Source organism: Streptomyces sp. NBC_01445 (assembly GCF_035918235.1).
In the GTDB taxonomy this organism is placed as follows: Bacteria; Actinomycetota; Actinomycetes; order Streptomycetales; family Streptomycetaceae; genus Streptomyces.
This window is the reverse complement of the sequence record NZ_CP109485.1, coordinates 6,688,540-6,709,012: the sequence shown is the minus strand read 5'-3', so window position 1 is coordinate 6,709,012 and position 20,473 is coordinate 6,688,540. Positions and strand designations below refer to the sequence as shown.

Genomic DNA, 20,473 nt, shown 5'->3' with positions numbered 1-20,473 from the left:
CTTCGGGGGCGCAACGACCTTTTGCCGCACGGGCGTTGACTTCCGTTACCGCCGGTACGGATGATCGCGCGCATGGCAGCGAGCGAACCGATACCTCAGTTCCCGCACGACTTCCTGTGGGGCGTGTCCACCTCGGCCCATCAGATCGAGGGCGCCGTCGACGCGCGCCTGCCCTCGGTGTGGGACGCGTTCACGGCAGAGCCGGGGCGGGTGAAGGACGGCTCGACGGCCGCCGTCGCCTGCGACCACTATCACCGCTACGGCGAGGACGTGGCGCTGATCGCGGGGCTCGGGGCGGGGGCGTACCGCTTCTCCGTCTCCTGGCCGCGGGTCCTGTCGCCGGGCGGCCTCGACTTCTACGACCGGCTCGTCGACGCGCTGTGCGCGGCGGGCGTACAGCCCGTGCCGACGCTCTTCCACTGGGACACCCCGCTGTCCGTGGAGGAGGCGGGCGGCTGGCTGAAGCGGGACACGGCGTCGCTCTTCGCGGACCACGCGGTCCGGGTCGCGGACCGGATCGGCGACCGCGTACAGAAGTGGATCACCCTCAACGAGCCCGCCGAGCACACCCTGCTCGGCCACGCGCTCGGCCAGCACGCGCCCGGCAGGCAACTCCTGTTCGACGCGCTGCCCGCGGCCCACCACCAGCTCCTCGCCCACGGCCTCGCCGTACGGGCGCTGCGCGCGGCCGGCGCCACGGACATCGGGATCGCGAACTCGCACGGCCCGACCTGGCCCGCCTCCGACGACCCGGCCGACCGCGAGGCCGCGGACTTCTACGACGTGCTCCTCAACCGGCTCTTCGCCGATCCGCTGCTGCTCGGCGCCTACCCGGAGGGCATCGGAGACCTGATGCCGGGCGATGTGGACGCCGATCTGAAGGTGATCGCGGAACCCGTCGACTGGTACGGGATCAACTTCTACCAGCCGACCAAGGTGGGCGCGCCGCTCACCTCCGGCGACGCGACGGAGTTCTCCGGCCTCACCCTGCCGCCCGAACTCCCCTTCTCCCCAAGGGAGATCGAGGGATATCCCGTCACGGACTTCGGCTGGCCGGTGGTCCCCGAAGCGCTCACCGAGCTCCTCCTCGCCTTCCGCGACCGCTACGGCGACCGGCTCCCGCCCCTCGTCATCACCGAGAACGGCTGCAGCTACGAGGGAGTCGACGACCAGGAGCGGATCGCGTACCTGGACGGGCATCTGCGGGCCCTGCACCGGGCCCTTGAGGCCGGTGTCGACGTGCGCGGCTATTTCGTGTGGTCGCTGATGGACAACTTCGAGTGGGCGGAGGGCTACGCGCGCCGCTTCGGCCTCGTCCACGTCGACTACGCGACCCTGGAGCGCACGCCGAAGGCGTCGTACCACTGGCTGCGGGACGTACTGCGGGCGCAGCGCGCATGACGGCTCCCGCCGCGGCGCTCGACGAACCCGTCGAGCGGGTCGGGCGCGGCTGGACGGCCGCGCTGTCGCTGGCCAACGGGGCGATCTGGGTCGGCTGGTACGGGCCCCTGCAGATCCTGCTCGCCCTCCAGGCCGAGGACTTCGCGCCCGGCACCGGCATGTCGAAGGAGGCGCTGCTCGCGTGGGTGACCGGGGTGGGCGCCGTCGTGTCGCTCGCCGCGAACCCGTTCTTCGGCGCGCTCTCGGACCGTACGGTGTCGCGGTTCGGGCGGCGCACGCCGTGGATCGTGGCGGGCGCGGGCGGCGGCGCGTGCGCGCTGCTCCTGCTGGCGGGCGCCGGGTCCGTGTGGACGATGGCGGCCGGCTGGTGCCTGGTGCAGCTGACGCTGAACGCGGCGTTCGCGGCGGTGACGGCGGCCGTGCCCGACCGGGTGCCGCGGCTCCAGCGGGGCGCGGTGGGCGGCTGGCTGGGGGCCGCGCAGATCCTGGGCGTGGTCGTCGGCACCGGGCTCGCGACCGTCGTGGGCGGGGTGGGCGCCGGGTACACGGCGTGCGCGGTGTTCGCCCTGGTGGGCGTCCTGCCGTACGTGCTGCGCCATCCGGACCTGCGGCTCGCCCCGGCGGACCGGCCGCCGTGGGCCTGGCGGACCTTCCTGGCCGGGTTCTGGCTGAGCCCCCGCCGCCACCCCGACCTCGGCTGGGCCTGGCTGACCCGCTTCCTGATCAACCTCAGCAACGCGCTGGTCCTCCTGTACCTCCTCTACTACCTGCGCGACCGCCTGCACTACGGCGATCCCGACCAGGGCGTGCTGATCCTCACCGCCGTCAACGGCGTGACCCTGCTGTGCACCGTCGTCGTGGCCGGGGTCGCCTCCGACCGGCTGGGGCGCCGGAAGCCCTTCGTGATCTGGTCGGGCGTCCTGATGGCGGTGGCGACGGCCGCGCTGGCCGGCTGGCAGACCTGGCCGGGCGCGATCGTCGCGGCGGCGGTCCTCGGCATCGGCTTCGGCGTCTTCACCTCGGTCGACTTCGCGCTGATGACGGATGTCCTGCCCAAGGCCATGGACCGGGGCAAGGACCTGGGCGTCATCAACGTCGCCAACTCACTGCCCCAGGTCGCCGCGCCCGCTCTCGCCGCGCCGATCGTGACGTATCTCGGCGGCTACCGCGTCCTGTACCTGGTGGCGGCGGTGATCGGGCTCGTGGGGGCGCTCCTGGTGCGGCGGATCCGGTCGGTGGCCTGACCGGTGGGCTCTCCCCCTGGGCTCTACAGCGCGCCGGCATCCAGGGCCGTCCAGACGGACGGGAAGAACGGGCGGAAGCCCAGTTCGCGGCGGACGCGGGCCGTCGACATGACGCCGGCCCAGGGGTCCGGGTCCACCTTGGCGTACGCCTCCGGCGGCACCGGCACGCCGTTGACCTGGTACACGTCGACCATCGTGACCGGGGCGTCGTCGGCGATGTTGTAGACGCCGTGCGCTCCCGGCGCGTACAGGAGGCGTTGCAGACCCTGGGCGACATCCGCGTGGTGGCCCATGTGCAGGCGCTGCATGGCCGGCCAGTTCTGCGCGTACTGCGTCACGTCGGCCAGGTGCGAGTCCCCGTCGCCGTACACGAAGGGCAGCCGGGCGATGCGCAGGTCGTCGAGGCCGTCCATCGCCCGCAGCGCGCGCTCCGCCTCCCACTTCGACTCGGGGTAGGTGCCCCACAGATGGCCGCCCGGCACCGTCTCGTCGTCCTCGACCAGCGGCCTGCCGCGCCCGGAGCCGTACACCAGACCCGTGCTGACCTGCACGAACCGCCGCACGCCCGAGGCCACGGAGGCCCGGGCCAGCTCGATGGCGGCGTCCCTGTTGACCGCCCGCGCCTCCTCGTCGGGCACTCCGCGGAAGGCAGCGGCGACGTTCACCACGGCGTCCGCCCCGGCCGTCGCCTTGCCCAGCACATCGGCGTCCCGCAGGTCGCCGACCACGACGTCCGCGCCCAGCGCGGCGAACCGCTCACCGCGTGCCGCGTCCCGTACGAGCACCCGCACCTGGTCGCCCGGCGCCGAGCTCTGCAGCAGTCGCGGCACGAACCGCTGTCCGACCTTGCCCGTCGCACCTGTCACCAGTGTCAGCATGGCCGCCTCCTCGTGTTTCGTAGCCATGCCTGAAGCCTGCGCGAGTGGCGGGCACGGCGGGAGAGACGCGGTTATCCGGGGACTGGCGCTCCCTGGTTACGAGGGCGGTTCCGAGCGATCCTGAAGGGGTGAACCGAGCCGAACTCGCCGACTTCCTGCGCCGCTCCCGCGCCCGCCTGGCGCCCTCCGACGTGGGCCTGACCGCGGGCCCGCGGCGCCGCACGCCGGGGCTGCGCCGCGAGGAGGTGGCGCAGCTCACCGGGATGTCCACGGACTACTACACGCGCCTGGAACAGCGCCGCGGCTCCCATCCGTCGCGGCAGATGCTGACCGCGCTGGCCCGCGCGCTGCGGCTCAACGACGCCGAGCGGGACCATCTGTTCCATCTGGCGGGCGAGGAGCCGCCCCGTCCCGGCCGTTCCTCGGGGCATGTGCGGCCGGGGCTGCTGCTGATCCTGGACCGGCTGCACGATCTGCCGGCGTCGGTGATCAGCGACTGGGGCGAGATGCTCGCCCAGAACACGATGTCGGTGGCCCTGACGGGCGACCACACCGGCAGGAACGTGATCCGCGACTGGTTCACGAACCCGGCGACGCGGCCCATGTTCCCGCCCGAGAACCACGAGACGCACGCCCGCGCCCACGTGGCGAGCCTGCGGGCGGTCGCCGCGGCCCGCCCCGACGATCCGGGCCCGGCCGCGCTCGTGGCCGAACTGCGCGCCGGATCGCGGGAGTTCGAGGAGCTGTGGCAGTCGCACGACGTCGTCGTACGCCGCCCGTCACCGAAACGCTTCCTGCACCCCGTGGTCGGCGCCCTCGACCTCGACTGCGAGGTACTGCTCAGCGACGGCCACGACCAGCAACTCGTCGTGCACTCGGCCCAGCCGGGCACGGAGACGTACGAACGCCTGGAACTGCTGCGGGTCGTGGGCCTCCAGGACCTGACCCCGAGCAGGCCGTGAGGGCACGGAGCTTGCGCGGGTCCCGCACGTTCAGCCCCTCCGGCGTTTGAGGAGCGGAGCCCCGAGGCACGAGCCGCACGGGCCCGCACCCGATACGCCGCCTAGAAGCCCAGCTTGCGCAGCTGCCTCGGGTCGCGCTGCCAGTCCTTCGCGACCTTCACGTGCAGGTCCAAGAAGACGGGGGTACCGAGGAGCGCTTCGATCTGCTTGCGGGACTTGATGCCGACGTCCTTGAGGCGCTTGCCCTTCGGGCCGATGATGATGCCCTTCTGGCTGGGGCGCTCGATGTAGACGAAGGCGTGGATGTCGAGGAGCGGCCGGTCCGCCGGGCGGTCCTCGCGCGGCAGCATCTCCTCGACGACGACGGCGATGGAGTGCGGCAGCTCGTCACGCACGCCCTCGAGCGCGGCCTCGCGGATCAGCTCCGCCACCATGACCTGCTCGGGCTCGTCCGTGAGGTCGCCCTCCGGGTAGAGCGCGGGGCCCTCGGGCAGCAGCGGGACGAGCAGGTCGGCGAGCAGGCCGACCTGCTTGTCGCCGACGGCCGAGACGGGCACGATCTCCGCCCACTCGAAGCCGAGCTCCTTGCCGAGCTGGTCGATGGCGATGAGCTGCTCGGCGAGCTGCTTGCTGTCGACCAGGTCGGTCTTGGTGACGATCGCGACCTTCGGCGTCTTCTTGATGGAGGCGAGCTCCTTGGCGATGAAGCGGTCGCCGGGGCCGAGCTTCTCGTTCGCGGGCAGGCAGAAGCCGATGACGTCGACCTCGGCCCACGTCGTGCGCACGACGTCGTTGAGCCGCTGGCCCAGCAGCGTGCGCGGCTTGTGCAGGCCCGGGGTGTCCACCAGGATCAGCTGGGCGTCGGGCCGGTGCACGATGCCGCGCACCGTGTGCCGCGTGGTCTGCGGCTGGTCCGCGGTGATCGCGACCTTCTTGCCGACCAGAGCATTCGTGAGGGTGGACTTGCCCGCGTTGGGGCGGCCGACGAAGCAGGCGAAGCCGGCCCGGTGGGACGCTTCCCCGGACGGCTCGGATGACTGGGTACGAACGCTCATGGCGCCCATTGTCCCTGATCCACCGCGCCCTGCCGCACCTGCGGGGCAAGCCGGTCCGTCGTGAGGCTCCGGAAACCCCCGCGCAACACGAAACACCGCGGAAACGCGCGGGTCAGCGAACGGAAACGCGCGACGGTGAGGCTCGTCGTCCACCCCCACGCCCGAGGAGACCCCCGTGCAGACCGAGAACGCGCCGCTGGCCGCCGCCACCGGCCTCGACACCGGCGACACCGCGTGGCTGCTGGCCGCGACCGCGCTCGTCCTGCTGATGACGCCGGGCCTGGCCCTCTTCTACGGCGGCATGGTCCGCACGAAGAGCGTCCTGAACATGCTGCTGATGTCGTTCGTGTCGATCGCGCTGGTCACCGTCGTCTGGCTGGTCGCCGGCTACTCGCTCGCGTTCGGCGACGACGCGTTCGCGGGCCTCATCGGCGGTCTGCAGCACGCGGGCATGGCGGGCATCAGCCCCCGCAGCATGACCGGCACGGTCCCCACGTTCCTGTTCTCCACCTTCCAGCTCACCTTCGCGTTCCTGACGGCCGCGCTGATCAGCGGCGCGGTCGCGGACCGCACGAAGTTCGCGGCCTGGCTGGTGTTCGTACCGGTGTGGACGCTGCTCGTATACGTTCCCGTGGCGCACTGGGTGTGGGGTCCCGGCGGCTGGATCTCGCAGTCCCTCGGCGGGCTCGACTTCGCGGGCGGCCTCGTCGTGGAGATCGCCTCGGGCGCGTCCGGTCTGGCCCTGTGCCTGATCCTGGGCCCGCGTCTCGGCTTCAAGAAGGAATCGATGCGCCCGCACAACCTGCCGATGGTGATGACGGGCGCGGGTCTGCTCTGGTTCGGCTGGCTCGGCTTCAACGGCGGCTCGGCGCTCGCCGCGAACGGCCTGGCGGCCGCGTCCGTCCTCAACACGCTGATCGCGGGCTGCACCGGCCTGCTCGGCTGGCTCTTCGTGGAGCACAAGCGCGACGGTCACCCCACGACGTTCGGCGCGGCGTCCGGCGCGGTCGCCGGCCTGGTCGCGATCACCCCGGCGTGCGGCGTGGTCGGCGTGCTGGGGGCCTGCGTGGTGGGTCTGGTGGCGGGCGTCGTCTGCTCGTGCGCCGTCGCGTGGAAGTTCCGCTTCGACTACGACGACTCGCTGGACGTCGTCGGTGTGCACTTCGTCGGCGGTGTCGTCGGCACCCTGCTGATCGGCCTGTTCGCGACGGCCACGATGACCGGCGGCAAGGAGGGCCTGTTGTACGGGGGCGGGTTCGGGCAGCTCGGCAGGCAGGCGGTCGCCGTGCTCACCGTCGCGGCGTACACGTTCCTGGTGACGTACGGGATCGGCAAGGCGATCGACCGGGTGATGGGCTTCCGGGCCTCCGCCGACGACGAGCTGACGGGCCTCGACCAGACGGTGCACGCGGAGACCGCCTACGATCACGGCGTCCACGCCGGACACACCGCCCAGCACACCGCCCACTCCGCCCCGCCGAAGGAGCCCTCCGCATGAAGCTCGTGACCGCGATCGTCAAGCCGTTCCGCCTGGACGAGGTGAAGACCGCGCTCCAGGAGCTCGGCGTGCAGGGCCTGACCGTCACGGAGGCCAGCGGTTACGGGCGCCAGCGCGGCCACACCGAGGTCTACCGCGGGGCCGAGTACCGGATCGACCTCGTCCCCAAGGTCCGGATCGAGGTCGTCGTCGAGGACGCGGACCTCGACCCGGTCATCGACGCGATCGTGCGCGCGGCCCAGACCGGGAAGATCGGCGACGGCAAGGTGTGGGCGGTCCCGGTGGAGACGGTCGTGCGTGTACGGACGGGCGAGCGCGGGCCGGACGCGCTGTAGGCAACTCCGCGGCTCCGCCCCGGACCCCGGTCCTCAAACGCCGGACGGGCTGAATGTCTCAGCCGGCGGCCACGGCCCCACGCACCACGCCGTCGGTCCCCGCGAGGAACACCGGCGTACCCGCGCCCCCCAGATCCCGCACCGCCGCCAGATCCTCCCCGACGACCTCCGAGCCGTCGGAGACAACGGCGGCGGCCTCCAGCGACTGCGCCCCCGACGCCACGGCCATCGCGACAGCGGTACGCAAGGCGGAAAGCTTCAGGGAGTCCAGCGAGACGGTCCCCGCCACGTACGTACGCCCCGTCTCGTCCCGCACGGCGGCCCCCTCGGGCACCCCGTTGCGGGCCCGGGCGCTGCGGGCCAGCGTGACGATCTTGCGGTCCTCGGCGGTGAGGTCGTTGCTCTCAGTCATGGGGTGAGCATAGGGAACGCCGTCACGCTCACCCGGCAACGGGGTACATGGCCCCACGCCGCCCCTCGGGCGTCGCCAGCCACTCCAGCTTCGCGGCCGTGTCCGCCTCCGGCAGCGGCGTGTGCAGGATGATCGTGAGGTCGGGCCTGGCCGGCACCTTCAGGGCCGTCGACTCGACGTGCAGGACGCCCGCCACGGGGTGCGTGAGCTCCTTGCGGATCTGTCCGGCCGCCTCGATGTCGCGCCGCTCCCACAGCTCGGCGAACTCGGCGCTCGCCGCCTTCGTCGCGGCGACGACCTCCTGGAAGCCCTCGTCGCCCGGGTACTCGGAGCAGGCCGCCCGGAACTGGGCCACGACCGTCGCCGCGTTCCGCTCCCAACTGACGCTCCGGGAGCGGTAGACGGGGTCGGTGAAGAAGTCCAGGACGCAGTTCTGCGTGTTGCCGGGCCGCATGTTGAGGACCGTCGCGGCCGCGTCGTTGTACATCACGCAGTTGTAGTACGGGTCGACGATGTGCGCCGGGTACGGCATCCAGGTGTCGATGATGCGGCGCAGGCCGTCGTCGCGGCCCACGGCGGCCGGGTCCGCGGACGCGGGCGGCGGGTTGAGGCCGGCGAGGACGTACAGATGGCGCCGCTCGGCGCCGGACAGGCGCAGGACGCGGGCGACCGCGTCGAGGACCTGCGGGGACACGGAGATGTCGCGGCCCTGCTCCAGCCACTGGTACCAGGAGGCGCCGACCCCGGCAAGGACGGCGACCTCCTCGCGGCGCAGCCCCGGTGTGCGGCGCCGGGCCCCCGCCGTCGGGGAGGCCGGCCTGCGCGGGGGTGACCCGGGCGCGGCGGTTCATCAGGAACTCGCGCAGCTCCCGCCGGCGGTACGCGTCGGCGTCGTCAGCCACGGTCGAGTTTGAGGCGCTCGGCCCTCGGCAGGCCGGCGACCACGAGGTCGTACGAGTCCTCCACGAGCTCCCTGACCATCCTGTCCGGGAGTCCGGCGACGGTCACGGTGTTCCAGTGCCGCTTGTTCATGTGCCAGCCGGGCACGATCGCCTCGTGGTCGCCGCGCAGGCGCACCGCGTCCTCGGGGTCGCACTTGAGGTTGACGGTGAGGGGCCGCGCGTCCAGGTTCGTCAGGGCGAAGAGCTTGCCCAGGACCTTGAAGACGGACGTGTCGGGGTTGAACGGGAACTCCTCGACGGCCGCGTTGAACGACAGACACAAGGCGCGCAGCTCCTGCGGCGTCACGACGTCACTTCCCCTCTTCGCCCACCGGCTCCACGAGCACTGTCACGATCTTGTTGCGCCGGCCCGCGGCGGACTCCGCGGTGAGCCGCAGCTTGCGCCCGTCGGGCAGTTCGACGACGGACGAGGCCTCCGCGATCGGCACCCGGCCGAGCGCCTTGGCGAGGAGCCCGCCGACGGTCTCCACGTCCTCGTCGTCGTACTCCTCGATGCCGTACAGCTCGCCGAGGTCGCCGATGTCGAGGCGGGCGGTCACCCGGAAGCGTTCGTCGCCGAGGTCCTGCACGGGCGGGAGTTCACGGTCGTACTCGTCGGTGATCTCGCCGACGATCTCCTCGAGGATGTCCTCGATGGTGACGATGCCCGCGGTGCCGCCGTACTCGTCGATCACGACGGCCACGTGGTTGCGCAGCTGCTGCATCTCGCGGAGCAGGTCGCCCGCGTTCTTCGTGTCGGGCACGAACGTGGCGGGCCGCATCGCGGTCGAGACGAGCTCGCTCTCGGCGTCCCGGCTGATGTGCGTCTTGCGGGCGAGGTCCTTGAGATACACGATGCCGACGACGTCGTCCTCGCTCTCGCCGGTGACCGGGATGCGGGAGAACCCGGACCGCAGGGCCAGCGTGAGCGCCTGCCGGATCGTCTTGTACCGCTCGATGGCGACCAAGTCGGTGCGGGGGACCATGACTTCGCGGACAAGGGTGTCGCCCAGCTCGAAGACGGAGTGCACCATGCGGCGCTCCTCGTCCTCGATGAGGGACTCCTTCTCGGCGAGGTCGACCATGGCGCGCAGCTCGGCCTCGGAGGCGAAGGGCCCGCGCCGGAACCCCTTGCCGGGGGTCAGGGCGTTGCCGATGAGGATGAGCAGCGGCGGAATGGGCCCCATGATCCGGGCCAGCGGCAGCAGCACGTACGCGGCGGCCGTGGCCGTGTTCAGCGGGTGCTGCCGTCCGATGGTGCGGGGCGAGACGCCCACCGCCACGTACGAGACGAGGACCATCACGCCGATGGCGACGGCCAGCGCCTCCCAGGTCGCGTCGAACTCCTGGAGGCAGGCGTACGTGACCAGGGACGCGGCGGCCATCTCGCAGGCGACCCTGACCAGCAGCGCCACGTTCAGATAGCGGGTCGGGTCGGCGGCCACCTGGGCGAGCCGGTCGCTGCCGCGCCGCCCGGACCGGACGGCCTCCTCGGCGCGGAAGCTGGAGGTGCGGGCGATGCCGGCCTCGGCGCAGGCCGCCAGCCAGGCGACCACGACGAGGGCGACGGCGCCCGCGACGAGCGAAAGACTCATGACACGGTGGGCGCGGGGGACGGACCGGTCAGGCCCTTGTCACCCCGCCACCCGTCCACGATGGCCGCCTGAAGCCCGAACATCTCGGCCTTCTCGTCGGGCTCCTCGTGGTCGTAACCGAGCAGGTGCAGCACCCCGTGCACGGTGAGCAGCTGGAGCTCCTCGTCCATGGAGTGCTGCGTGTCGGCGTCCTCGCCCTGCTTCTTCGCCACCTCTGGGCACAGCACGATGTCGCCGAGCAGACCCTGCGGGGGCTCCTCGTCGTCCTTCGACGGCGGCCGCAGCTCGTCCATCGGGAACGACATGACATCCGTGGGCCCCGGCAGGTCCATCCACTGCACGTGCAACTGCTCCATGGCGTCGGCGTCCACGACGATCACCGAGAGCTCGGAGAGCGGGTGGATGCGCATCCGCGCGAGCGCGTAGCGGGCGATGTCGAGGATCGCCTGCTCGTCGACCTCGGTTCCGGACTCGTTGTTGACGTCGATCGACATGCGGTGCTTGCTACTTCCCTCTGCCGCGGCCCTGGTGCGAGCCGTTCTCGGTGCCGTGCTGGCTGTCGTACTTCTCGTACGCGTCGACGATACGGCCGACGAGCTTGTGCCGGACGACATCCTGGGAGGTGAGCCGCGAGAAGTGGACGTCGTCGAGGCCCTCCAGGATGTCCTGGACCTGCCGCAGACCACTCTTCGTGCCGCTCGGCAGGTCGACCTGCGTCACGTCACCGGTGACGACGATCTTCGAGTCGAAGCCGAGCCGGGTGAGGAACATCTTCATCTGCTCGGCGCTCGTGTTCTGTGCCTCGTCCAGGATGATGAAGGCGTCGTTCAGCGTGCGGCCTCGCATGTACGCCAGCGGCGCCACCTCGATCGTGCCCGCCGCCATCAGGCGGGGGATGGAGTCGGGGTCGAGCATGTCGTGCAGCGCGTCGTACAGGGGGCGCAGATACGGGTCGATCTTCTCGTACAGCGTGCCCGGCAGGAATCCGAGCCGCTCGCCCGCCTCCACGGCCGGCCGCGTCAGGATGATGCGGTTGACCTGCTTGGACTGCAGGGCCTGTACGGCCTTGGCCATCGCGAGATAGGTCTTGCCCGTACCGGCGGGACCGATGCCGAAGACGATGGTGTGCTTGTCGATGGCGTCGACGTAGCGCTTCTGGTTGAGGGTCTTCGGACGGATGGTCCGGCCCCGCGACGAGAGAATGTTCTGAGTGAGAACCTCGGCCGGGGTCTCCTGGCCGTCACCCTCCCCGTTCTCGCTCGCCTTGAGCATGGCGATCGAGCGTTCCACTGCGTCCTCCGTCATCGGCTGTCCGGTGCGGAGCACCAGCATCATCTCGTCGAACACGCGCTGGATGAGGGCGACTTCCGTCGCGTCGCCCACAGCGCTGATCTCATTGCCCCGGACATGAATGTCGGCCGCCGGGAAGGCCTTCTCGATCACGCGAAGGAGCGCGTCGCCGGATCCGAGGACAGTCACCATGGGGTGGTTCGCCGGGACCGTGAAATGCGCTCGCGCCTGAGCGGTGGGTGTCTGAGTCATGGGCCGGCACTGAAGGCCTGCTCATCCTCCTCGTGCGGGGGCTCGCGCCCGCGTCGACAGCCTTGCACTGCCCAGGGTACGACGGTGCACCGACAACGCCGTAGGCCTTTTCCGCGGGCCAGGGGCCTCTCGCTAGACGCCCCGCCCGAAGCCGATCGTCGGCACCGCCCGCCGCAGGGGCCACGGCCGGCTCACCTCGGGCAGCAGCGCCTCCAGGAAGGCGTACCGGCGCAGCGCCGCGGGCTCCTGGTCGTCGTAGGCCTGCACATGCCGCCACCAGGCCGCTATTTCCGACCAGCCGGGCGCGGACAGCGAGCCGCCGAACTCCTGCACGGACAGAGCGGCGGTCAGTCCGGCGAAGGCGAGCCGGTCGGCCAGCGGCCAGCCCGCGAGCGTCCCGGTCACGAACCCTGCGACGAAGACGTCCCCGGCGCCGGTGGGGTCGAGGGCGGCGACTTCGATGGCGGGCACGGAGGCGGTCTCCCCGCTGCGGGCGTCCACCGCGTAGGCGCCCTCGGCACCCAGGGTGACCACGGCGAGCGGCACGTATTCGGCCAGGGCGTGCGCGGCGGCCCGGGGGCAGGACGTACGGGTGTAGCGCATCGCCTCCTCGGCGTTCGGCAGGAAGGCCTCGCAGCGCGACAGGTCGTCGAGGGAGCTCAGGTCCCAGCGGCCCGTGTCGTCCCAGCCCACGTCACCGAAGATCTGCGTCCCGCGGCCCGCGGCCGTGGCGATCCAGGGCTCGCTCAGCCCGGGGGCCAGCGAGGCGACAGCGGCGCGTGCCCGCGGAGGGCACTCGGGGGCGGGCTCCCCGGGCGGCGGCTCGTGACCGTGGCTGACCATGGTCCGCTCGCCCTCGTAGGCCATGGAGACGGTGACGGGCGAGTGCCAGCCGGCGACGGTCCGCGACGACGTCAGGTCGATGCCCTCGCCCTGCTCCAGGCTGTCCCAGCAGTACTCGCCGTAGTGGTCGTCCCCGAAGGCGGCGGCCAGCGACGTCCGCAGCCCGAGCCGGGCCAGGGCGGTGGCCATGTTGGCGACTCCGCCGGGACTGGACCCCATGCCGCGCGCCCAGGACTCGGTCCCCCGCACGGGGGCGCTGTCCAGGCCCGTGAAGATGATGTCGAGGAAGACGGTCCCCGTCAGATAGACGTCGCAGGGCGGATCGTCGGGGGTGCGCAGCCGGGCGAGCGGATCCACATGTGCCGGGTCGTTGGAGTTCAAGGTGGGCTCCCCAGAGTCGTGAGGGTCCGCACAGTGTGCCTGATACCCCACGGGCAACGCGCGTAGCACGGCGTGCGGAACGGGAGTCGGCGCCCCCGGACCGGGGTCGCTGTCGCTGCCTGTTTCCTCGAAAAAACGACCTCGCCTACCCCCACTCCTACCCTCCAAACAGAACGTGGTCCAGATCACACCGGCCCAGCTGTTTTCACCCTCCCCGCGCTTGATACAAATTGGCCGCGGCCCCCTCGTATCGCGAGCCCCGGCGCACCCCCCATTCCCCTTGCCTGTTCAGGCATTCCCGCAGTTCCGCATGCTCTGATCCCCGTACACCGCCACGCTTTGGAACGCCCGTGTCCCGCCGCACTCCCCGGCCCCTTGTCGCCCTCTTCACGGCCGGTTATCTGGCCCCGTATCTGCTGCCCACCGTCGTGGGCCGCCTCGGTGACAGCCTCCATCTCCCCCCGGCGCAGGCGGGCCTCATCGGCAGTGCGCTGCTGATGAGTTCGGCCGCGGCGGGCTTCACCTTCGCCGGCCGTGTGGACCGCACCGGCCCCCGCACCCTCGCCAGAGCGGGTCTGCTGCTCGCGGCGCTCGGATACGGCGCGGCCGCGGCGACGTCCTTCGTACCGCTGGTGGTACTCGGCGCGATGGCCGGCGGCTTCGGGTCGGGCACGGCGACGACGGTCGCCGCGACGGGAATCGCCGGGCAGCGCGACCCGCACCGGGCCTCGACGCTGGGCCTGCTCAGCGTCTCGGCGCTGGCCGGTGCGCTGTATCTGACGATGCCGCATCTGGGTACGGGCCATGCGCTCCCGTTCGCGGCGATCGCACTGACGGCACTGGCGACGTGGCCTGCGACCTCCGGACTGGAGAGCGGCACCGCCGGGCTCCCCACCCCCGCCGGGCAGCACAGGCCCGCAAGCCCTCTCCCCTTCCGCCGTTCGGGCCTGGTCCTGGCCGCCGCGATGCTCTGCTGGTCGATGGCGCAGAACTCCCTGTGGGGCGTCAGCAGCCGCATCGGCACGGACCAGGCGGGCCTGACGGAGATCACCGTCGGCGCGGTCTTCGCGGTGGCGCTCGGCACGGCGCTCGTGGGCGTGCTCGGCGCGGGCGCGCTCGGGTCCCGGCTCGGCCGCGCCGCCCCGATCGGCGCGGGCACGGCACTGATCGCATGCTGCATCGTGGTGAGCGCCCGCGCGGACGACCTCGCGTCGTTCGCGACCGGTGAGATCGCGTGGAACACGCTGTACCCGGTGGTCCTGTCGTATCTGATCGGCCTGGCCGCGTCCCTGGACCCGCGCGGCCGCTGGGCGGTCCTCGTCGGCTCGGCGGCGTCGCTCGGCACGGCCTGCGGCCCGCTCACCGGCAGCGTCCTGTCGCAGACGGCGGGCTATCCGGCGATGGGCACGACGCTCGCCGTGGCGCTGCTCGTCCTGGCACTGCCGCTCACCGCGGTGGCGCTGCACACGGGCGGCAGCCCGCTGCTGCGGCCCGGCACGGTCCGCAGGAGGGGCGGCGCCCCCGCCGCTCTGGTGGCCGGCGTGACGGGCGCCCCGGCGGGCGCGGTCCCGCAGATGGGCGCGGCCGAGCAGCCGGTCGTGGAGATCACGGTGAGCACGCCCCAACCGGCCCCGACGCAGGAGGAGTTCTCCACGGCGGGACCGCGGGGCGGCTCGGCGGCACTCGGTCAGTCGTCGAACGCGAACGCGTCGACCTCGGCGAGGTAGCGCGAGCGCAGCTCCTCGTCGTCGTCGAGGAACGACGCGACGAACGAGTTGCGGGCGAGCTCGCGCAGCCGCTCGTGGTCGAGCGCGAGCGCCTCGTGGACCGCGTGGAAGGTGTCTCCGACGTATCCGCCGAAGTAGGACGGGTCGTCGGAGTTCACCGTGCAGAGCAGACCGGCGTCCATCATCCGCGGCAGCGGGTGGTCTTCGAGTACGTCGATGGCGCGCAGCCGCACGTTCGACAGCGGACACAGCGTCAGCGGCACCCGGTCCCGCACGAGCCGTTCGACGAGCGCCGGGTCCTCGACGCAGCGGAGCCCGTGGTCGATGCGCTCGACGCCGAGCACGTCGAGCGCCTCCCATACGTACGAGGGGTCGCCCTCCTCGCCCGCGTGGGCGACCTTGCGCAGCCCGAGCGCGCCCGCGGCCTCGTACACCTCGCGGAACTTGGAGGCGGGGTTGCCGACCTCGGCGGAGTCGAGGCCGACGCCGACGATCCGGTCGAGGTAGGGCTTCGCGGACTCCAGGGTCTGCATCGCCGACTCGGCGGACTGGTCGCGCAGGAAGCACATGATGAGACGGGTGGAGACGCCGTGGCGCTCCACGCTCTTCGACAGGGCGGCGCTCAGGCCCTCGACGACGGTCCCGATCGGCACGCCGCGGGCGGTGTGGGCCTGCGGGTCGAAGAAGATCTCGGCGTGCCGCACGCCCTGCGCGGCGGCGCGCGCGAGGTAGGCGTCGGCGAGCTGCTCGAAGTCCTCCTCGGTGCGCAGGACGGCCATCAGGCCGTAGTACAGGTCGAGGAAGGACTGCAGGTCTTCGAAGAGGTAGGCCTTGCGGAGGGCCTCGGTGTCGGCGAACGGCAGGTCGACGCCGTTGCGGGCCGCGAGTTCGAAGGCGAGCTCGGGTTCGAGGGTGCCTTCGATGTGCAGGTGGAGTTCGGCTTTGGGGAGCGAAGCGAGGGACATCAGAGCATGGTACGCCCGGGATTAGACGCGTTTGGGCACCTGTACGCGGTCGAGGTCCCGCGCCACGGTGAGCTCTCCGGTGAAGCCGGCGGCGCGGGCCTGGCGCTCGAACTCCTCGGGGTCGGAGTAGCGCTGGCTGAAGTGGGTGAGCACGAGATGCCGCACCCCGCCCTCGGCCGCGACGCGCGCGGCCTGCCCGGCGGTCAAGTGGCCGTGTTCGGAGGCCAGTCGGTGGTCCCCGTCGAGGAATGTCGACTCGATGACGAGCATGTCGCACCCCTCGGCGAGCTCGTTCACCCCGTCGCAGAGCCGGGTGTCCATGACGAACGCGAACCGCTGCCCGCGCCGCACCTCGCTCACGTCGTCGAGGGTGACGCCGCGCAGGGACCCGTCCCGCTGGAGGAGCCCCACGTCGGGCCCGGAGATGCCGTGTTCGGCAAGCAGGTCGGGCAGCATGCGGCGCCCGTCGGGCTCCACGAGGCGGTAGCCGTAGGACTCGACGGGGTGGGAGAGACGGCGCGCGTCCAGCGTGTACGACGGCGTCTCGGCGAGCACGCCGCCCTCGCCGGACACCGGCTCCTCGGCTAGCGCGACGCTCTCGCGGTACGCGGTGGCGTACCGCAGCCGGTCGAAGAACCGCTGACCGGAGCGCGGGTAGTGCGCCGTGACGGGGTGCGGCACCCGGTCCAGGTTGATGCGCTGGATGACCCCGGCGAGGCCGAGGGAGTGGTCGCCGTGGAAGTGGGTGACACACAGCCGGTTGAGGTCGTGCGCGGCGACGCCGGCCCGCAGCATCTGGCGCTGCGTGCCCTCGCCGGGATCGAAGAGGATGCCCTCCCCGTCCCAGCGCAGCAGGTAGCCGTTGTGGTTGCGGTGCCTCGTCGGCACCTGGCTCGCGGTGCCGAGCACCACCAATTCCCGTACGGACACGGCGCGTTGCCCGGCGCCCGCTAGCCGGGGGGCCACTGGAGGCCGCGGCCCCCGAGGACATGGGCGTGGGCGTGGAAGACGGTCTGGCCGGCGCCGCTGCCGGTGTTGAACACGACGCGGTAGCTGTCGAGCTTCTCCTCGGCGGCGACCTCGGCCGTCTCCCGCAGCACGTCGGCGGCGATCTGCGGCTCGGCGGCGGCGAGGGCCGCGGCGTCGCGGTGGTGGACCCGCGGGATGACGAGGACATGGGTCGGCGCCTGCGGGTTGATGTCCCGGAAGGCGACGGTGGTCTCGGTCTCGCGTACCAGCGTGGCCGGGACCTCCCCCGCGACGATCTTGCAGAACAGGCAGTCGGCCTGCGGCTCTCCGGCCACGATCACGTCTCCTCACACCGTCCGGTCACTACGCCGGGAATGCTATCCGGCCCGCCGCCACCCGCGGCGCCTGCCTCCACGACAGGCCTCACTCCCGTACGCGCGGTTCCGGGAGTTCGGGTGCCGTGCGCGCCGGGTTCTCGGCGAGCGCCGCCAGCGCGATGCGCACGGCCTCGTCGAGCTGCGGGTCGCGCCCGGCCGCGTGGTCCTGCGGGGCGGCGACCACTTCGACGTCGGGGTCGACGCCGTGGTTCTCCACCCCCCACTCGTAGCCGTCCAGCCAGGTCGCATACTTGGGCTGGGTCACCAGCGTGCCGTCGACGAGCCGGTAGCGGCTGTCGATGCCGATGACGCCGCCCCAGGTGCGTACACCGACCACGGGGCCGATCCCGAGCGCCTTGATCGCCGCGTTGACGATGTCGCCGTCGGAGCCGGAGAACTCGTTGGCGACGGCCACCACGGGGCCGCGGGGCGCGTCCATCGGGTAGCTGAAGGGGCGGGAGCCGCGCGGCAGGTCCCAGCCGACGATCCGGCGGGCCAGCTTCTCGACGACGAGCTGCGAGGTGTGTCCGCCGCGGTTCTCGCGCACGTCGACGATGAGCCCCTCGCGCGCCACCTCGACCCGCAGGTCGCGGTGGATCTGGGCCCAGCCGGGGGCCTGCATGTCGGGCACGTGGAGATAGCCGAGTCGGCCGCCCGACTGCTCGTGGACGTGGGCGCGGCGGTCGACGACCCAGGCGTGGTAGCGCAGCGGCTCTTCGTCGGCGACGGGGACGACGACCGCGTGGCGCGGGTCGCCGCCGCCGGCCGGGGAGACGGTCAGCTCGACGGGCTTGCCCGCCGTCCCGACGAGGAGCGGTCCCGGACCGGTGACGGGGTCGACGGGGCGTCCGGCCACCGCGATGATCGCGTCACCCGCGCGCACGGCCACCCCGGGCGCGGCGAGCGGTGCGTGGGCGCGTGGGTCGGACGTCTCGGTGGGCAGGACGCGGTCGACGCGCCAACTGCCGTCCTCGTGGCGGGAGATGTCCGCGCCGAGGAGGCCCTGCCGCCTGTCGCCGCCGCTCCAGCCGCCGCTCGGTGTGACGTAGGCGTGGGAGGTGCCGAGTTCGCCCTGGACCTCCCACAGGAGGTCGACGAGGTCGTCGTGGGTGGCGACGCGGTCGAGGACGGGCCGGTAGCGCTCCAGGACGCCGTCCCAGTCGACGCCGTCCATGTCCGCGCGCCAGAAGTTGTCCCGCATGAGGCGGCCCGCCTCGTCGTACATCTGCCGCCACTCGGCGACGGGGTCGACGTCCTGGCGGACCCGGCTCAGGTCGACCGTGATGTTGGTGTCGCTGTCGTCGTCGGAGGAGGCGCGCCGGTCGCTCGGTACGACCTTGAGCTTGCCGTCGGTCCACAGCAGGACGCGCTTGCCGTCGCCGCTGACGGCCAGGTGGTCGGCGTCCGAGGCGAGGTGCTCGATGCGCTGCTGGGCGAGGTCGTAGCGTTCGAGCTCGCTCTTGGGGTCGGGGTCGTCGGGGGTGGCCCGGGACGCACCGAGCACGCCCTGGACCGGGTGCCGCAGCCACAGGACGCCGTCCTTGGCGGCCCGCAGGGTGGTGTAGCGGGCGGCCTCCACGGGGAACGCGACGATGCGGTCGGCGAGCCCTTCGAGGTCGATACGGGTGGTGGGGGTGCCCTCGCTGTCGGGGGTCTCGGCGGCGGGGCTGTCCGGGGTGTCGAAAGGACGGCCGTGGCGCTGGGGGCCGAACGGGGACGGCGTGGCCGCGGCGAGCGTGATCAGGTGCGGCCGCGAGCCCCCGACGAACGCGAGGTCGAAGACGTGCTCGTCGTAGACCGGGTCGAAGGAGCGCGCGGAGAGGAACGCGAGGTGTTTGCCGTCGAGGGTGAACGCGGGGGCGTAGTCCCGGAACCGCAGCGGCGTCGCCTCCGTCACCGACAGGTCGGCGGTGTTGGCGAGCTTGAGCTGGCGCAGGGGCGAGGGGCCGGGGTGCGACCAGGCGAGCCACGCCGAGTCCGGAGAGAAGACGAGGCCGCTCACGTGGCCGTCCTCGCTGCGGTCGACCTCCCTGACCTCACCGCTCTCGCGCTCGACGAGCAGCACACGCCCGTCGTGCGAGGCGACGGCGGCCCGGCTGCCGTCGGGCGCCATCGCGAGGTTCAGTACGCGGCCGAGCTGCCCGGCGGCGAGCCTGCGCGGGGTGGCGCCGGGCGCGATGCCGGTGGCGGGCGCGAACTCCAGGGCGTCGTCGCCCTCGGCGTCCGTCACCCACACCACGTGTTCCTCGCCCTCGACGCGGAAGGTGCGCGGGAGGCGGGCCCGTACGCCGGGCCGGGCGGCCAGCGTGCGGGCGGGCCCGGAACGGTGGGTGACCCAGTGGACCGCGCCGCGCACCGAGACGGCGCTGCCGCGCGCGGTGTGGTCTGGCGCCGCCGCGCCGAACCAGCGGGCGGCGCTGACGGGGTGGGGCTGGAGGTCGACGCGCTGCCCGCCGAGACGGATGTCGAGGCGGCGCGGCACGGCGCCATCCGCGCCGGCCGCGCTGTCGAGGGCATCCACGAACCACAGCTCACCGGCCGAGGAGTACACGACACGCGTGCCGTCACTCGCCGCGTGCCGGGCGTAGAAGCCGTCGACCGGCGTGTGCCGGCGCAGTGAACTGCCGTCGGCGAGGGACGAGTACAGGGCGCCGACACCTTCGTGGTCGGACAGGAAAGCCACCCGGTCGCCGACCCACATCGGGTACTCGATGTTCCCGTCGAGCTCCTCGTGGAGGCGGACGAACTCGCCGTCGCCCGCCCGGTCGATCCACAGCTTCCCTGCGGTGCCGCCCCGGTAGCGCTTCCACCAGGCGGCCTCGCGGCCCATCGGCGCGGACAGCAGGACGACCTGCCCGCCGGGCCCGGTCACGACGTCGCCCACGGGCCCGTACGGCAGTGTGGTGGCGGGTCCGCCGTCGAGAGGTACGGCCCTCGCCCAGCTGCGGCGCAGGGACGCCTGGCCCTGGGTGCTGAGCGCGAGGACCCGCCCGTCGGGGGTCCAGCCGCGCACCGTCGTCCTCGAACTGCCCCAGTACGTAAGGCGTTTCGAGGGTCCGCCGTCGACCGGGGCGATGTGCACCTCGGGGGCGCCGTCGCGGGTGGACGTCCAGGCGACGGTGGTGCCGTCGGGCGAGATCCGGGGATGGCTGACGGGGACGTTGTCGGCGCTGACGCGCCAGGCGCGCCCACCGTCGAGAGGAGCGACCCAGACGTCGTCCTCGGCGGTGAAGGCGGCCAACTCGCCGTGCAGATGCGGGAACCGGAGATATCCAGAGTGCGCTGTCCGTGTCACCCGATCACCCTAGGCACGCGCGCACGGCCAGGTCAGGGGGTTTGGTCACTTGC

18 protein-coding genes and 1 pseudogene are annotated in these 20,473 nt (G+C 72.3%); 6 read left to right on the top strand and 13 right to left on the bottom strand.

Annotated features, from left to right (window positions below):
- The first annotated feature begins 60 nt into the window (after positions 1-60).
- Together OG574_RS30490 and OG574_RS30485 are read left to right on the top strand one after the other, a co-directional pair.
- A complete protein-coding gene (locus OG574_RS30490) occupies positions 61-1,401 on the top strand; it encodes a GH1 family beta-glucosidase (protein ID WP_326775814.1) in 1,341 nt (446 codons plus the stop codon).
- On the top strand, positions 1,398-2,645 hold the full coding sequence (locus OG574_RS30485; protein ID WP_326775813.1) for an MFS transporter: 1,248 nt from the start codon (positions 1,398-1,400) through the stop codon (positions 2,643-2,645). The genes OG574_RS30490 and OG574_RS30485 overlap by 4 nt, the downstream gene beginning before the upstream one ends.
- A 23-nt stretch (positions 2,646-2,668) precedes the next feature.
- Here the strand turns inward: OG574_RS30485 and OG574_RS30480 are convergent, their stop codons facing one another.
- Positions 2,669-3,523: an NAD-dependent epimerase/dehydratase family protein gene (locus OG574_RS30480; RefSeq protein WP_326778677.1), complete on the bottom strand. Its 855-nt coding sequence runs from the start codon at positions 3,521-3,523 to the stop codon at positions 2,669-2,671.
- Positions 3,524-3,651: 128 nt separating this feature from the next.
- On the opposite strand from OG574_RS30480, the gene OG574_RS30475 reads away from it, so the two are divergent.
- Positions 3,652-4,485, top strand: a complete 834-nt coding sequence (locus tag OG574_RS30475) for a helix-turn-helix transcriptional regulator (RefSeq protein WP_326775812.1) — start codon at positions 3,652-3,654, stop codon at positions 4,483-4,485.
- Positions 4,486-4,586: 101 nt separating this feature from the next.
- On the opposite strand, the gene era is transcribed toward OG574_RS30475, so the two are convergent.
- The gene (gene era, locus OG574_RS30470; protein ID WP_199841793.1) at positions 4,587-5,549 is read right to left on the bottom strand and encodes a GTPase Era; all 963 of its coding nucleotides are present in this window, start codon (positions 5,547-5,549) and stop codon (positions 4,587-4,589) included.
- 166 nt (positions 5,550-5,715) lie between these two features.
- Between era and OG574_RS30465 the strand changes: the two genes are divergently transcribed.
- Positions 5,716-7,038, top strand: coding sequence for an ammonium transporter (locus OG574_RS30465; protein ID WP_326775811.1), 1,323 nt, complete (start codon positions 5,716-5,718; stop codon positions 7,036-7,038).
- Positions 7,035-7,373, top strand: a complete 339-nt coding sequence (locus OG574_RS30460; RefSeq protein WP_100594266.1) for a P-II family nitrogen regulator — start codon at positions 7,035-7,037, stop codon at positions 7,371-7,373. Before OG574_RS30465 ends, OG574_RS30460 begins: the two co-directional genes overlap by 4 nt.
- A gap of 58 nt (positions 7,374-7,431) precedes the next feature.
- Here the strand turns inward: OG574_RS30460 and OG574_RS30455 are convergent, their stop codons facing one another.
- From OG574_RS30455 to OG574_RS30425, 7 genes and pseudogenes are all read right to left on the bottom strand, one after another.
- Positions 7,432-7,785, bottom strand: a complete 354-nt coding sequence (locus OG574_RS30455) for a cytidine deaminase (RefSeq protein WP_326775810.1) — start codon at positions 7,783-7,785, stop codon at positions 7,432-7,434.
- Between the two features lie 28 nt (positions 7,786-7,813).
- Positions 7,814-8,636, bottom strand: a pseudogene (locus tag OG574_RS30450) (helix-turn-helix transcriptional regulator).
- A 43-nt stretch (positions 8,637-8,679) separates the two neighbouring features.
- A complete protein-coding gene (locus tag OG574_RS30445; protein ID WP_326775809.1) occupies positions 8,680-9,033 on the bottom strand; it encodes an MmcQ/YjbR family DNA-binding protein in 354 nt (117 codons plus the stop codon).
- 4 nt (positions 9,034-9,037) lie between these two features.
- Complete coding sequence (locus OG574_RS30440) at positions 9,038-10,321, bottom strand: hemolysin family protein (RefSeq protein WP_100594263.1); 1,284 nt, start codon at positions 10,319-10,321, stop codon at positions 9,038-9,040.
- The gene (gene ybeY / locus OG574_RS30435) at positions 10,318-10,815 is read right to left on the bottom strand and encodes an rRNA maturation RNase YbeY (RefSeq protein WP_100594262.1); all 498 of its coding nucleotides are present in this window, start codon (positions 10,813-10,815) and stop codon (positions 10,318-10,320) included. The genes OG574_RS30440 and ybeY overlap by 4 nt, the downstream gene beginning before the upstream one ends.
- A gap of 10 nt (positions 10,816-10,825) precedes the next feature.
- Positions 10,826-11,863: a PhoH family protein gene (locus OG574_RS30430; RefSeq protein WP_100594261.1), complete on the bottom strand. Its 1,038-nt coding sequence runs from the start codon at positions 11,861-11,863 to the stop codon at positions 10,826-10,828.
- A gap of 132 nt (positions 11,864-11,995) precedes the next feature.
- Positions 11,996-13,087: a carbohydrate kinase family protein gene (locus tag OG574_RS30425; RefSeq protein WP_326775808.1), complete on the bottom strand. Its 1,092-nt coding sequence runs from the start codon at positions 13,085-13,087 to the stop codon at positions 11,996-11,998.
- 350 nt (positions 13,088-13,437) lie between these two features.
- Here OG574_RS30425 and OG574_RS30420 point away from each other — a divergent pair, with 350 nt between their 5' ends.
- Positions 13,438-14,814: an MFS transporter gene (locus OG574_RS30420; protein ID WP_326775807.1), complete on the top strand. Its 1,377-nt coding sequence runs from the start codon at positions 13,438-13,440 to the stop codon at positions 14,812-14,814.
- Here the strand turns inward: OG574_RS30420 and OG574_RS30415 are convergent.
- The 4 genes from OG574_RS30415 to OG574_RS30400 all read right to left on the bottom strand — a co-directional run bounded on the left by OG574_RS30415 (position 14,775) and on the right by OG574_RS30400 (position 20,420).
- Positions 14,775-15,779: an adenosine deaminase gene (locus OG574_RS30415; RefSeq protein WP_100594258.1), complete on the bottom strand. Its 1,005-nt coding sequence runs from the start codon at positions 15,777-15,779 to the stop codon at positions 14,775-14,777. The genes OG574_RS30420 and OG574_RS30415 overlap by 40 nt on opposite strands.
- 21 nt (positions 15,780-15,800) lie before the next feature.
- The gene (locus tag OG574_RS30410; RefSeq protein ID WP_326775806.1) at positions 15,801-16,709 is read right to left on the bottom strand and encodes a ribonuclease Z; all 909 of its coding nucleotides are present in this window, start codon (positions 16,707-16,709) and stop codon (positions 15,801-15,803) included.
- A gap of 20 nt (positions 16,710-16,729) precedes the next feature.
- Complete coding sequence (locus tag OG574_RS30405) at positions 16,730-17,083, bottom strand: histidine triad nucleotide-binding protein (RefSeq protein WP_100594337.1); 354 nt, start codon at positions 17,081-17,083, stop codon at positions 16,730-16,732.
- Positions 17,084-17,171: 88 nt separating this feature from the next.
- A complete protein-coding gene (locus OG574_RS30400; RefSeq protein ID WP_326775805.1) occupies positions 17,172-20,420 on the bottom strand; it encodes a S41 family peptidase in 3,249 nt (1,082 codons plus the stop codon).
- Between the last annotated feature and the right edge of the window lie 53 nt (positions 20,421-20,473).

Bases quoted from the DNA above. Each gene is read 5' to 3' on its own strand.
- OG574_RS30490 (WP_326775814.1), top strand. From the start codon at position 61: ATGATCGCGCGCATGGCAGCGAGCGAACCGATACCTCAGTTCCCGCAC.
- OG574_RS30485 (WP_326775813.1), top strand. From the start codon at position 1,398: ATGACGGCTCCCGCCGCGGCGCTCGACGAACCCGTCGAGCGGGTCGGG.
- OG574_RS30480 (WP_326778677.1), bottom strand. From the start codon at position 3,523: ATGCTGACACTGGTGACAGGTGCGACGGGCAAGGTCGGACAGCGGTTC.
- era (WP_199841793.1), bottom strand. From the start codon at position 5,549: ATGGGCGCCATGAGCGTTCGTACCCAGTCATCCGAGCCGTCCGGGGAA.
- OG574_RS30460 (WP_100594266.1), top strand. From the start codon at position 7,035: ATGAAGCTCGTGACCGCGATCGTCAAGCCGTTCCGCCTGGACGAGGTG.
- OG574_RS30455 (WP_326775810.1), bottom strand. From the start codon at position 7,785: ATGACTGAGAGCAACGACCTCACCGCCGAGGACCGCAAGATCGTCACG.
- OG574_RS30440 (WP_100594263.1), bottom strand. From the start codon at position 10,321: ATGAGTCTTTCGCTCGTCGCGGGCGCCGTCGCCCTCGTCGTGGTCGCC.
- ybeY (WP_100594262.1), bottom strand. From the start codon at position 10,815: ATGTCGATCGACGTCAACAACGAGTCCGGAACCGAGGTCGACGAGCAG.
- OG574_RS30430 (WP_100594261.1), bottom strand. From the start codon at position 11,863: ATGACTCAGACACCCACCGCTCAGGCGCGAGCGCATTTCACGGTCCCG.
- OG574_RS30415 (WP_100594258.1), bottom strand. From the start codon at position 15,779: ATGTCCCTCGCTTCGCTCCCCAAAGCCGAACTCCACCTGCACATCGAA.